7 protein-coding genes are annotated in these 13,908 nt (G+C 66.6%); 6 read left to right on the top strand and 1 reads right to left on the bottom strand.

Annotated elements, in window-relative coordinates:
* Positions 1-473 precede the first annotated feature (473 nt).
* From ACXYMR_RS05060 to ACXYMR_RS05035, 6 genes are read left to right on the top strand one after another with little or no spacing between them, the layout of a single operon-like run.
* On the top strand, positions 474-1,775 hold the full coding sequence (locus tag ACXYMR_RS05060; protein ID WP_458941668.1) for an RsmB/NOP family class I SAM-dependent RNA methyltransferase: 1,302 nt from the start codon (positions 474-476) through the stop codon (positions 1,773-1,775).
* A 58-nt stretch (positions 1,776-1,833) separates the two neighbouring features.
* Positions 1,834-2,493, top strand: a complete 660-nt coding sequence (rpe, locus tag ACXYMR_RS05055) for a ribulose-phosphate 3-epimerase (protein WP_458941667.1) — start codon at positions 1,834-1,836, stop codon at positions 2,491-2,493.
* 4 nt (positions 2,494-2,497) lie between these two features.
* Positions 2,498-4,270, top strand: coding sequence for a heparinase II/III family protein (locus ACXYMR_RS05050; protein WP_458941666.1), 1,773 nt, complete (start codon positions 2,498-2,500; stop codon positions 4,268-4,270).
* The gene (locus tag ACXYMR_RS05045) at positions 4,267-6,168 is read left to right on the top strand and encodes an SDR family NAD(P)-dependent oxidoreductase (protein ID WP_458941665.1); all 1,902 of its coding nucleotides are present in this window, start codon (positions 4,267-4,269) and stop codon (positions 6,166-6,168) included. Before ACXYMR_RS05050 ends, ACXYMR_RS05045 begins: the two co-directional genes overlap by 4 nt.
* A gap of 58 nt (positions 6,169-6,226) precedes the next feature.
* Positions 6,227-7,822, top strand: a complete 1,596-nt coding sequence (gene purH, locus ACXYMR_RS05040; RefSeq protein ID WP_458941664.1) for a bifunctional phosphoribosylaminoimidazolecarboxamide formyltransferase/IMP cyclohydrolase — start codon at positions 6,227-6,229, stop codon at positions 7,820-7,822.
* Positions 7,823-7,874: 52 nt separating this feature from the next.
* Complete coding sequence (locus tag ACXYMR_RS05035; RefSeq protein WP_458941663.1) at positions 7,875-8,732, top strand: dienelactone hydrolase family protein; 858 nt, start codon at positions 7,875-7,877, stop codon at positions 8,730-8,732.
* Here ACXYMR_RS05035 and ACXYMR_RS05030 read toward each other — a convergent pair.
* The gene (locus ACXYMR_RS05030) at positions 8,723-13,648 is read right to left on the bottom strand and encodes an NAD-glutamate dehydrogenase (RefSeq protein ID WP_458941662.1); all 4,926 of its coding nucleotides are present in this window, start codon (positions 13,646-13,648) and stop codon (positions 8,723-8,725) included. The genes ACXYMR_RS05035 and ACXYMR_RS05030 overlap by 10 nt on opposite strands.
* Between the last annotated feature and the right edge of the window lie 260 nt (positions 13,649-13,908).

The raw sequence follows: 13,908 nt of genomic DNA, 5'->3' as shown, positions 1-13,908 counted from the left end.
TTTTACCTCTTGGAGGCCCGCTGGCTGACAAGAGATCAATGGGTCCTTCCGCGCCAGACGCGCTCTTTCTGCAACGTCTTGCGCCGTCATCCCACGGTCCCTGCGTCAGCAGGGATCCGGGGGACCTCAGCTAACCAGTCCGCCACATCAAGCTCGCCCATTCCGCATACCGGTTGGCTGAGGTCCCCCGGATGGTCGCTACGCGCCCACCGTGGGATGACGCTGTACCCAAAGCCACAAATCTTATTCATCTCCACATCCCCATCTCCCGATCCTCCCCATTCTCGCCCCGGACAGACCCCGGCGGATTTTTCGCGCCAGAAAAATCACAACACGCTGAAAAACATCTATTAAATTTCCAAAACCCCGGGGATATCGGGAAACTTATCCCCGTTTTTGCGTTTCATCGCTGAAACCTTCCTACGCCGCAAACCCGTTAGACGCCGCGCCCGGCCCGTGCTAGCTCCCGCGCCATGATCGAAGATGGACTTTCCGCCCGCCGCGCCGCCGCCGAAGCCTGGCTGGCCGTGCGCCAGCACCGCAAGACCCTGGAAACCGCGCTCGAGCACGTATCCGGGTTCTCCGACATGTCCGACCGCGACCGCGCCTTTGCCCGCGCCATCGCCGCCACCACCTTCCGCCGCCAGGGCCAGACCGAGGCCGTGCTGGCAAAGTTCCTGTCAAAGCCGCTGCACGAAACCTCCGACGGCGCCCGGGCGCTGTTGCTCACCGGGGCGACCCAGCTCCTGTGGATGGACGTGCCGGCCCACGCCGTGGTGTCGTCGACCGTCGAACTCGCCGGCCGGCGCCGCGATGCCGCCAAGCTCAAGGGCCTGATCAACGCCGTCCTGCGCAAGGTCGACAAGGAGGGTCGCGAGCACGTCAAGGCAACGGCGCCGCGTGACAATCTTCCCGACTGGCTGCGCACCAGCTGGCGCTCGGCCTACGGCCCCGGCGGGCTCAGCCGCATCGCCAATGTCCAGCTCGACGCTCCGCCGCTCGACCTGACCGTCAAGGATCCGACCACGCGCCAGCACTGGGCCGAGGCGCTGGGCGCCGAGATCATGCCCAATGGTACGCTGCGCCTGGCCTCGGCCCGCGATGTGCGCCAGCTGCCCGGCTATGACGACGGGGCCTGGTGGGCCCAGGACGCCGCCGCCTCGATCCCGGCCACCCTGCTCGGCGTGGTGCCCGGTCAATCGGTGATCGATCTGTGTGCCGCACCTGGCGGCAAGACACTGCAGCTGGCGGCCATGGGGGCCAAGGTCACCGCCGTCGACAATTCCGACAAGCGCCTGGACCGCCTGCGAGAAAACCTTGCCCGCACCGGCCTCGAGGCCGAAATCGTGGTGTCCGACGCGCGCCGCTATCGCCCGCAAACACTGGCCGACAACGTGCTGCTCGACGCGCCCTGCACGGCCACCGGCACGCTGCGCCGACACCCGGAGGCGGTGGCGCTGAAGAAGCCCCAGGACGTCAAGGTCCTGCAGAAGCTGCAGCTGGAAATGGCCAGCGCGGCGACGCGCATGCTGCGGCCCGGAGGAACACTCGTCCTGTGTACCTGCTCGCTGCAGCCGGAAGAGGGCGAGGAGCTGGCCGGGCAGCTCACCGCCCAGCGCCGCGACCTCAAGCCGGTGGCCATCCAGGACGGCGAATGTCCCGGTTTCGAGAGCGCCATCACCAGGCAGGGCTGGCTGCGCCTGACGCCCGGCCTGTGGGCCGACAAGGGCGGCATGGACGGCTTCTTCATCGCCCGCTTCGAAAAGCGGCTCTAGACCCCCGAAACACCCGCCGCCGCTTGCGCCGATTCAACCGCACTGTTATCGCAGGAGCATGGCTGACCCCGTGATCATTTCGCCTTCCATCCTGTCCGCCGACTTCGCCAAGCTGGGCGAGGAAGTGCGCGCCATCGACGCGGCCGGCGCCGACTGGATCCACATCGATGTCATGGACGGCCATTTCGTGCCCAACCTGACCATCGGTCCGGGCGTGGTGAAGGCGCTGCGACCGCACAGTGACAAGCCCTTCGACGTGCACCTGATGATCGCCCCGATCGATCCCTATATCAGCCAGTTCGCCGAGGCCGGGGCCGACATCATCACCGCCCATCCGGAAGCCGGGCCACATTTCCACCGCACCGTCCAGGCGATCCGGCAGGCCGGCGTCAAGGCCGGCGCCGCGCTCAACCCGTCGACCCCGGCCGAGCATCTCGACTTTGTCCTCGACGAGCTCGACCTGGTGCTGGTGATGAGCGTCAATCCGGGCTTTGGCGGCCAGAGCTTCATCGACAGCCAGCTGCGCAAGATCGAAACCCTGCGCACCATGATCGACCAGCGTGGCCTCACCACCCAGATCGAGGTCGATGGCGGGGTCAATCCGCAGACCGCCCGGTCCTGTGTGGCCGCCGGAGCCGACGCCCTGGTCGCGGGCTCCGCCGTGTTCCGCGACGGGCCAGACGGCTACGCCCGCAACATCAAAGCATTGCGCGGGTAGGCAGATGGCCCGAGCGGTGCGCCTCACCGATTATGCCGGCGCCCTGGTCACGGCGTTGCGGCTGGAAGCGTCGGCCACGCTGAATGCCATCGGCCTGCCCTCTCGCCTGGCCCCGATCGGCGACATACCGGACCGGCTGGCCCACTCCCCTGTCGATTTTCGCAGTCCCGACCCGGTGCGCGGCGCCGCCATTGCCGATGGCCGCTTCCCTCTGGCCGGCGACATCCTGGCCGTCGACGAACCCGCCGGGGTCTGGCTGGCGACCGCGCCCAACCGACCCTTCGCCCGCGCCCTGCACGCTTTCGGCTGGCTGCGCGACTGTCTCGGCAATCCGGACGACGAGATCGACGGCCCGGCCCTGGCCCGTCTCCTGGTCGATGGCTGGATCGCCGAGTATGGCCGCTGGAACAGCTTTGCCTGGGCCCACGGCATCCTGTCTTCGCGCGTGCTCAACTGGCTGCGCAATGGGGATCTCCTGTTCGACCCGGCGGTCGAGAAAGCCAAGGCGCGCCACGTCCGCATGCGAGCCCTCCTGCGCCAGGCCTATTTCCTCCAGCGAGCCCTGCCGACCGCGCCGGACGGGATCATTCGCCTGCGCTGCGCCACGGCCTTGGCGCTGACCGGTCTCAGCGTTGCCGGGCATGACGGGCTGACCCGGTCCGGACTGACCGCCTTGGCCCGCGAGGCCAAGCGCCAGATCCTGCCCGATGGGGGCCATGTCTCGCGCTCGCCGCGAGCCTGCGCCGAAGCCCTGGCCGACCTTCTGACCGTGCAGGCCGCGGCCGCGGCGGCCGAGGAAGGCATGCCGGACGAGATCGACAAGGCCATCGACCGGCTCGGCCCGATGGTGCGCTTCCTGCGCATGGCCGATGGCGGGCTGGCCAGCTTCCATGGCGGCGGGGAAGGCCACCCGGCGGCGCTCGATGCCATGCAGGCAACGCTCAGGAAGGACATCAAGCCTTTCTTCTACGCGCCCCATTCCGGCTATCACCGGGCCAGTGCCGGCGGCGCCACCATTCTCGTCGATGTCGGCGAACCGGCCCGCGGCGCCCTGGGCACCGAGGCCCATGCCGGCACCCTGGCCTTCGAGATGTGCACGCCGGGGGGCCGCCTGGTGGTCAATTGCGGCTGGCAGGACGACCAGCCTTCGAGCTGGCGCGAGGCGGTGCGCGCCACGGCGGCTCACTCCACCCTCACCCTGGCCGAGACCTCCTCGGCCCGCCTGTTCGCTCCGGGCTGGCGCCGCAACCTGCTCGGCCCGCGGCTTGCATCGTCACCGGCACCGGTAACCGCGCGCCGCAATGAGGAAGAGCTCGGGGTCTGGCTCGAGGGGGTTCATGAAGGATATCGCGACCAGTGGGGGCTCTCGCACAGGCGCCGCATTTTCCTGTCCAAGGACGGCCAGGATCTGCGCGGCGAGGATTCCCTGTTCCGCCCGGTCAGCGACGGTGCGCCGGAGGACAGCGAGGCTCGCCACCCCTTCGCCATCCGCTTTCACCTGCATCCCGAGGTCCGCGCCTCGCTGGCGCGTGACAATATGAGCGCCATCCTGGTCCAGCCCGACGGCAGCGGTTGGCGCTTCCGCACTGATGGCGGGCCGGTCCGGCTGGAACGATCTGTCTATCTGGCTGCGGGTGCGCCTCCACAACGGGCCACGCAAATTGTTATAGAGGGCGAAGCTGAGCCATTCGGGGCCGGGGACAGGCCACCCAACAGGGTCCGCTGGGCGTTCCAGCAACTCGGGCAGATCGGCGGCGTGGAAGGGGACATCGCATGACCGGAACCAGGGCGGACAGCAACGGGACAGGCTTGTCCCGCAGCCGCCTGTCCATGGTCGGTGTGGCGCTGTTCGATCTCGCGGCCGGCGCTGTCTCGATGTGGGCAGCCGTGCTCCTGCGCTATCGCTTCGAACCCATTGACGCTCCCGAGCCGGTGGTTTTGCAGGCGGTCGCGGTATTTGCCCTGGCCTGTGCCGTGGTCTTCCCGGTCGAGGGTCTGCACCGCGGACTGTGGCGTTATACCGCGCTCAATGATGCCGCGCGCATCGTTCGCGCGGTGATCATCGCCAATCTGGTTTTCCTGCCCATCCTGTTCCTGATCAACCGCCTCGAGGGTTTCCCGCGAACCTCCATCCTGATCGACATCCCGATCCTGATCGGCATGTTGCTGGCACCCCGCTTCCTGATCGCCGGGCTGCGCACCCAGGGCCTGCGCGGCGTGTTCCAGATCGAGGACCGGAGCAAGCCGGCCGCCATCCTCGTCGGCAGTGCCAGCGAACTGGACGACGCGCTGCGCGACCTGGAGCGCCGCAACGGCTCGGCCCCGTTCCGGCCCAAGGGCCTGATAGACCCGGAGGCCGACCTCACAGGGCATGCCATTCGCGGGGTGCCTGTGCTCGGCAGCCTCGGCGCCCTGCCGGCTGCCCTGGAGCGGCTGAAACGGGCCGAGAAACTGCCGCCCCGTCTGGTCCTGGCCGGCAGCCAGACCGACATCGCCATCGTCAACCGCCTGGTCCGCGTTGCGTCCCAGACCGGGGTCAAGCTATCTCGGGCCCGTCCGGCGCAGGGTCCTGGCGCATTTTCTCCGGTCGAAGCGGCGGACCTGCTCAACCGTCCGCCCCGCGCCCCGGACCTCGGGCCGGCGCGTCCGTTGATCGAGGGCAAGCGTGTCCTGATCACCGGAGCCGGCGGCACGATCGGATCGGAACTGGCGCGTCTTGCCGCGACGCTCAATCCGGAGAAGCTGATCTTCTTCGACGCATCGGAAGCCAATCTCTACGAGATTGACCTGGAATTCGCCCGCCGCGGCGGTTCTGTACCGTGGCGCGCCGTGCTCGGCGATATCCGCGACACGGTAAGGCTCGACGCCGTGTTTGCCGCCGAGAAGCCCCAGGTCGTGCTGCACGCCGCAGCGCTCAAACATGTTCCGATGAGCGAACTCAACCCCGGCGAAGCCGTGCGCACCAATGTTCTCGGCACCGTCAACACGATCGAGGCCGCCAAGCGCCATGGCGCCCAGATCGTGGCCCTGATCTCCACTGACAAGGCCGTCGAACCGGGCAATGTCATGGGAGCCACCAAACGCGCCGCCGAACTGTTCGCCCGCACCATGGCAACCGATGACAGCGACACGCGCGTGTGCGTTGTACGCTTCGGCAATGTCCTCGGCTCGACCGGCTCGGTCGTGCCCCTGTTCGAGCGCCAGATCGAGGCCGGCGGACCGGTGACCATTACCGACCCGGAGGCGACACGCTTTTTCATGACCGTCGAGGAGGCCTCCGGCCTGGTCCTCGATGCCGCCGCCCAGACCGCGTTCGACCCTCGCCTCAACGGCGCACTCTACGTGCTCGACATGGGCAAGCCGGTGTCGATCCTGCGCCTCGCCCGCCAACTCCTGCGCCTGCGCGGGCATGATCCGGACGCCAATGGGGCGATCTCGGTGGTCGGTCTGCGTCCCGGCGAGAAACGTCATGAAAACCTGGTCTACGATTTCGAGAAAACCGCTGAAACCTCGGTCGAGGGCGTTTGGGCGGTGAACGGCCCGGCGCTTGACCCGGCGGAGGTCAAGGCCTGTCTCGACTCGGTTCTCACAAGTGCCCAGAATGGCGATGGCGACGGAACCCAGGCGTCGCTGGAGGCCTTGTGTCGCCTGCGACCCGCGCCGGTGGCGGATTGACTTGATCGACGGGCGTGGTACCTCGCGCCAAACAGACCCTGCTGCAGCGGAGCCCTGCATGTCCCAGCCTGATCTCGTTCCTGTCCGCCGCGCCCTGATTTCCGTGTCCGACAAGTCCGGCCTGGTTGAGCGGGCCCGTCGTCTGGTCGACGCCGGCGTCGATATCCTCTCCACCGGTGGCACCTTGCGCGCGCTGCAACAGGCTGGTCTGCCGGCCCGCGACGTCTCCGACGTCACCGAGTTCCCGGAAATGATGGATGGCCGCCTCAAGACCCTGCACCCGCGCGTGCATGGCGGTCTGCTGGGGCGGCGCGACCGCGACGATGACAAGGCGGCGATGGCGGCCCACGGCATTCCCGACATCGACCTGCTTTACGTCAATCTCTACCCGTTTGAGGCCACTGTGCGTAGCGGTGCGGATGCTTCTGATTGCATTGAGAATATCGACATCGGTGGCCCGGCGATGATCCGAGCCGCAGCCAAGAACCATGCTTTCGTCTCGGTCTGTGTCGATGGCGAGGATGTCGACGCCGTGCTCGACGCCATGGATGAGCAGGACAAACAGGTACCCTTCGACCTGCGCCAGCGCCTGGCCGCCAAGGCCTATGCCCGCACGGCCGCCTATGACGCCGCCATTTCCGGCTGGTTTGCCGATCAGCTGGAGGAAGCCGCGCCGAGCTACCGTGCCTTTGGTGGCGCGCTGACCCAGGCGCTGCGTTATGGTGAAAATCCGCACCAGCAGGCAGCCTTCTACACCACTTCGGAGAACCGCGCCGGCATCGCCACCGCGCGCCAGGTGCAGGGCAAGGCGCTGAGCTACAACAATCTCGCCGACGCCGACGCCGCTTTCGAGCTGGCCAGCGAGTTCGGCGGTGATGACAACGCCGCCGTGGTCATCGTCAAGCACGCCAATCCGTGCGGCGTGGCCACGCACGAGCGCCTGTCCAAGGCCTATGAGAACGCGTTCGCGGCCGACCCGATCTCGGCTTTCGGCGGCATTGTGGCCCTCAACCGCACCCTCGACGCCGACACCGCCAATGAGGTGGTCAAGGTGTTCACCGAGGTCGTCATTGCTCCGGACGCCGACGAGGCCGCCCTGGCCGTCCTGTCCGGCAAGTCCAATCTGCGCGTCCTGCTGACCGGCGGATTGGCCCGCCCGGACCAGGCTGGCTGGCTGACGCGTACCGTCGCTGGCGGCCTTCTGGTTCAGCAGCGCGACACCGCGATGGTCGGACTGGATGACCTCAAAGTGGTCACCAAGCGCCAGCCCACCGAGGCCGAGCTCGCCGACCTGATGTTTGCCTGGAAGGTCGTCAAGCACGTCAAGTCGAACGCCATTGTCTACGCCCGCAACGGCTCGACGGCCGGCATCGGCATGGGGCAGACCAGCCGTCTGGAAGCCGCTCGCCTCGCTCTGCGCAAGGCCGAAGCGACAGCCGAGGAAAATGGCTGGGACGAACCGCGCACACGCGGCTCGGTCTGCGCCTCGGACGCATTTTTCCCGTTCGCCGACGGCCTGCTGGCTGCGCGCGACGCCGGAGCCAGCGCGGTCATTCAGCCGGGCGGATCGATCCGCGACGAAGACGTCATCGCTGCCGCCGACGAAGCCGGCATGGCCATGGTGTTCACGGGGATGCGTCACTTCCGCCACTAGCCTGCCGACCGCCTGATTGACCGCTGCGCCGCAATCGGGACAAGCTCGGGCGATGATCTCTCTCCGTCCGTTCACCGGCTTCGTCGGCGCCTTGGCGCTCGTCGCCACAGCACTTCTGGCCGGTGCCGCTGCGCTCGGCCCGGGCCGCACGCTGGACCAGCAGATTGCCCTGATCGAGCCCCACACCACCATCGAGATCCCCGAGGACGCCAGCGGCCCCGTCCCGGCAGTGCTTCTCTTCCATGGCTGCGGCGGCTTGCGAGATGTCCAGCCTGCCTACGCGGACGACCTGCTCGACGCCGGCTACGCTGTCATCACCGTCGATTCAAACAGCGCCCGCGGGATCGGTCGGCTGGCGGCCATGAGCCAGGTCTGCCTGGCCCTGCGTCTGCGTGGCCAACGCCGGGCCGGGGACATTTTCGCGGCCGTGGAACTGGCCCGCCGGCAGCCGGCCGTGAATGCCTCTCAACTTGCTCTCGTCGGCTGGAGCCATGGCGGCTGGTCGGTGCTCGAGGCGCTGGCCTATTCCGGCCAGTCCCGCAGTCCGCTCGGCATGGCCGCCAGGCCGGTCCCCGCCCTGGAGGGGGTCCGCACGGCGGTCACGCTGTATCCCTATTGCGGGTTCATGACCCGGCTCAGCGGCACCGAACTCGATCCTGACATCCCGATTTTCGGCCTGCTGGCGGAACGCGATCTGGTGGCCCATCCACCCGCCTGCATCCGCCTGTTCGACCGCGCCGCGGCGGCCGGCCTGCCAGCCCGCCACGAAGTCTGGCCCGGCATCACCCATGCCTTCGACGAGGCCAACCAGCCACCCGACCCACGCATGGAATACAATCCGGACGCTGCCGCGAGGGCACGCGCCCGGTTGATCGATATCCTGCAAACAGCTTTCGCCGATCAGGGCTGAGCGACGGCCGCCATTTCTCCCAGCTGGGTCGAGGCTATGGCCAGCTTGGACAAGGTCCAGGCGCCGCTGTCATTGAGCTGGCGATACACCGAGTCGACCCGGCCCGCCTCTTCCTCATTGACCGTGTTCCAGGCTTCCACCAGCGCATCAGCCCAGTCGCGCGACGGCTCCTCGACGCCTTGCGCCAACGAACCGCCGGCCTGCAGGGCAAAGCGCATGGCCGAGGCCGTGAAGGCCTGCTGGCTGGCGTAGAAGTCCTCCATAAGGCGACGCACCGCCAGTCGGTCCCAGTGCAGCTCGGACGACACATTGCCGCCCATGCCGCGCAGCCGGTCAAACTTAAAGCGCGACCCGATGGCGTGGTAGAGATAGGCCGTCGAAGCCAGCGGCCAGTCGGAATTCGACGCCATGTCGATGACATCGGTCGACGAGGTCAGCGGGCGCAGTTCAGCAACGGACTGGGCCAGTTCCGCCGGCGCACCGGCTGACACGAAGGCCTGCTTGCGCGACCGCACGCCGCGCCGCTCGTGCTCGGATATGATCTCGTGCGCCATGCCGCGCAATTCCTGCACGCCCGGACGGTAAGCCTCGATGACCTCGGTGATGGAGGGCGGGCGCGGCCCGGCATCCTTGCGGCCACGCCGGACCAGCCAGTAGGTCTGGCGCCGCAGCAGGCGGATGATTTCCTCGTGCAACTTCACCTGGACCCCGGCCGGCGCCTCGTTGTCGAGGGCGTTGATGGCGTCGGTAAAGGCTGCGAAGCCGAAAATCTCGCGGCCAGCCTCGAAGGCGCGCGCAATCACCGGCACGGTCGAGGTCGTTGAATCAATGGCGCGGTGCACAAAGGTGGGTCCGCCCAGATTGATCATCTCGTTGGCCAGGACCGTGGAAATGATCTCGCGCTTCAGGCGGTGACCCTGCATCGCCTCATCGAACTTGTGCAGCGCATCGGGGAAATAGTTGCGCAGCATGGCGCGGAAATGCTCGTCGTCCGGCACGTCGGACGCCACCAGCTGATCAAACAGGGTGATCTTGGCGTAGGACATCAGCACGGCCAGTTCCGGCCGCGTCAGTCCCTGTCCGCGCTCCTTGAGTGCCCGGATCTGCTCGGAACTCGGCAGGCCCTCGACATCCCGGTCAAGCCGGCCAATCTCTTCCAGCCGGCTCATGAAGCGCTCGTGCGCGTCAAGGTCGGCAATAGCCGTGTGCTCGGCCAGGGTCAGGGCCAGGGTCTGCTCGTAATTGTGGTTGAGCACGTGTTCGGCGACGTCGTCGGTCATCGATTCCAGCAGCGTGTCGCGATCAGCGCGCTTCATGTCGCCCGAGCGTACCATCGGACGCAGTAGGATCTTGATGTTGACCTCGTGGTCGGAACTGTCGACGCCGGCGGAATTGTCGATGAAGTCGCCATTGGCCCGGCCGCCATGTTGCGCATACTCGATGCGCGCGGCCTGGGTGAAGCCCAGATTGGCACCTTCGCCGATCACCTTGGCCTGGACCTGGTCGCCATTGACGCGCAGCGAGTCATTGGTCTTGTCGCCGACTTCCCAGTGCTGCTCGGCCGCGGCCTTCACATATGTGCCAATGCCGCCGAACCAGAGCAGCTCAGTCTCTGCCTGCAGCAGGGCGTGGATCAATTCGCTCGGGCTGGCCGCATCGCCAGGCAGTCCGGTGAGCTCCTTGATCTGCTTGCTCAGCGGGATCGACTTCGAACTGCGCGAGAACACCCCGCCACCCTCGGAAATCAGGCTCTTGTCATAGTCCTGCCAGGAGGTACGGGGCAGGTCGAACAGGCGCTTGCGCTCTTCCCACATGCGCTCCGGATCGCCCGGATTGGGGTCGATGAAGATATCACGGTGATCGAAAGCGGCGAGCAGGCGGATCTGCTTGGACAGCAGCATGCCATTGCCGAACACGTCGCCGGACATGTCACCGACACCGATCACGGTAAAGGGCTCGGTCTGGATGTTCTTGCCCATTTCCCGGAAATGGCGTTTCACCGATTCCCAGGCACCGCGTGCGGTAATGCCCATCTTCTTGTGGTCATAACCGGCCGATCCGCCCGACGCGAAGGCGTCGCCGAGCCAGAAATCGAACTCCTGGGTCGCCAGGCCGTTCGCGGTGTCGGAGAAGGCGGCCGTGCCCTTGTCTGCGGCAACCACGAGGTAGGGATCCTCGTCGTCCCAGCACAGGGTGTTCGCCGGATGCACGACCTGGTCGTCGACAATGTTGTCGGTCAGGTCCAGGAGACCGCGGATGAAGGTCTTGTAGGCTTCGCGGCCGGCCTCGTAGATCTCGTCGCGCGACCCGCCCTTGGGGAGGGATTTCGGGTAGAAACCGCCCTTGGAGCCCACGGGCACGATGACCGCGTTCTTGACCTGTTGCGCCTTGACCAAGCCGAGCACCTCGGTGCGGAAATCATCCCGCCGGTCCGACCAGCGCAGGCCGCCGCGGGCGACCGGTCCGAAGCGGATGTGCACGCCTTCAACGTCCGGTGCCCACACGAAGATCTCGCGATAGGGTTTGGGCAGCGGCAATTCCTCGAGCAGTTCACTGGCAATCTTGATCGAAATCCGCGCCTTGTTCTGGCCATCCGCATCGAGCTGGTAGAAATTCGTCCGCAGCATCGCCTCGACGAGGTGGAAGATGCGGCGCAATGCCCGGTCATGGTCGAGGCTGGCCACGTCGTCGAGCGCCTTGCGGAGCTTGTCGCTGGCTTCCCAGACCGCGTCGGAACGGACTTTCTGGTCATCGGTGAAATCCGGATCGAACTTGACCCGGGCCAGCTCCAGCAGCCCCAGCGCGATTGCCGGATAGGCCGCCATGGCCTCTTCCTGAATCGTCTGCGAGGGATCCAGACCGGTCTGCTGGCGGTAGCGGGCACAGGTGCGCAGGAAGGCGGCCTGACGCCAGCTCACACCAATCTCGACGATCAGCCGGTTGAAGCCGTCATCCTCCGCCCGTCCGTCGGCCATGGCCAGCAGGGCGTCTTCCAGCAAGGGCGCGACCTCGTCCAGGGAACGCTCGCCAACGGCGTTGGACTTCATTTCGAAATCATGCACATAGGCGCGGTCAGTGCTGGTGGCGTCATCGCCCCGGCGATCGACCGGAAAGCCGGTTTCCTGAACCACGTACAGGCCGAGATTCTCCAGCACGGGCATGACCCGCGACAAGGATACGGGCTTGCCGACGCGGTAGATTTTCAGACGCAGCTCGTTGTCCGCGTCGTCGGGCTCGCGATAGACGCGCACGGCCACCTGGTCGGGACCCTCAAGGGATTCCAGCTTGAGCAGGTCGGCCAGGGCCTCTTCCGGGTCGTAGAGTTCGCGATAGCCAGCCTTGAAAGCGTCCTGGTAGGCCGGCACGCGCAGCCGGATATGCTCCGGCGCATTGCGGCGGATATGGGTTTCCAGGTCGTCTTCCCAGGTGCGCGCGAGGCGCGCCACGCGGCGCTCAAGGTCGTGCACGTCCGGTTCGGGGTGATCGAACGGATTGAGCCCGATGATGTAGTGGACGCGGGCCAGGGAGCTGTCGCCGAACTGCGGGTAGTAGGCAGACAGGCGGCCACCGAAGGCTTCGCGGATCAGCTCACCGGCCTGTTCACGGACCTTCGAATTGTAGCGATCGCGCGGCACGAAGAGCAGCGCCGAGACAAAGCGGTCGAACTGGTCGCGGCGGATGAACAGCTTGGTACGCGGCCGGTCGTGCAGGTGAAGGATGCCGAGGCAGATTTCCAGCAGATCGTCCTCGTCCGTCTGGAACAGCTCGTCGCGCGGATAATTCTCGACCGTATTGCGCAGCTTCTTGGCGTTGTGCGTGCCCGGCGTCTTGCCGGCGCGCTCCAGCACCCGCCGCACCTTGCGCCGGATCAGCGGCACGGCGCTGGCGCTCTGGTCGTAGGCTTCTGCGGTGAACAGCCCGACGAAGCGGGCCTCGCCGATCACCGCCCCGTCTTCGCGATAGCGCTTGACGCCGATGTAATCCATGTAGACCCGGCGGTGCACGCGGGACTTCATGTTGGCCTTGGCCACGATGATCGGGGTGGGTTCACGCAGGAAGGTCTCGATGGCGGGCGTCAGGACGGCCGGTTCGGAGCCCTTGCGCAGGACATGCCGGTCGGGGTCGCGCAACACGCCGCGACCGGTCTCGACGCGCACCTTGGGATGGCGCTCGGCCATCGAGCCCTCGTCATCCACGGCAAAGTCGTAGACCCGGCAGCCCAGGAAGGCGAAATGGTCGTCGCGCAGCCAGCGCAGGAATTCCAGTGCTTCGGCCATTTCCTCCGGCGAGGCATGGCTTTTGGCGTTCTCCAGGTGGGCGATCGACTCGTCCATCTGGGCCCGCATGTCAGCCCAGTCCTCGACTGCCACGCGCACGTCGTCGAGGGTCGCGGTGACGCCTTCGATCAGGGTGCGGCGGGACAGGTCATCGAGCGGCGGCAGATGCACCTGGATCATCGACTCAGCAAGGCAACGCCCCCCGTCATCGACACGTTTGCCGTCATCGTCACGACGCACCTGAACAATGGGGTGGAACATGGCGATGATGTCGTGGCCCTGGGAGCCGATCTCAGCCATCACGCTGTCGACGATGAAAGGCCGGTCGCGACCGACGATTTCCAGAACGTCGCGGGGCAGCTCGCTGCCATCGGCACAGGTTGCGGACCGCATGCGGACGACGATCTTGTCGCCGGGCCGGCTCTCCCCCAGGGCCCAGAAGTCCAAGGCCAGGGCGGCCAGGTCATCGGCGGCGACGCGCTCGAGATCTTCGGCAAGCGCATCGTCATAGATCTGGTCGAGAAAGGAGCCGCCCGTCTCCCCACATTCCTTGCCGTAGCGTTGCTGCCAGCGCGCTCGCGCGGCCTCAATGAACTCTGCCCGCGAATAGGCGTGCGCGACTCCGACGACCGCCCCCATGTGGCGCTCCTTCGTATGGTGTGATCAGCTAAGGGCGAGCCTAGTCGGGTTTGCGGCACGTTCAAGTCGTCTACGCCGTTGCAAATGCAAAGGAGACATTCTTTTCGGCTGCATCGGCGGACGGTCTGTCAGGACGAAGCGGCGCCGCCGGGTTGGGGGACAGGGGGTACCCGGCGACGCCTGATAGGCCTCAAATGCAGGCTGGGGGGGATGCTGTCTTGAGGCCCGCTCGTCGGCGCAGGTATCCGTTGGGAATACCC

The organism is Maricaulis sp. CAU 1757, assembly GCF_054482675.1.
Note: the sequence above shows the minus strand (reverse complement) of the source record. Positions and strands in the feature narration are given on the sequence as shown.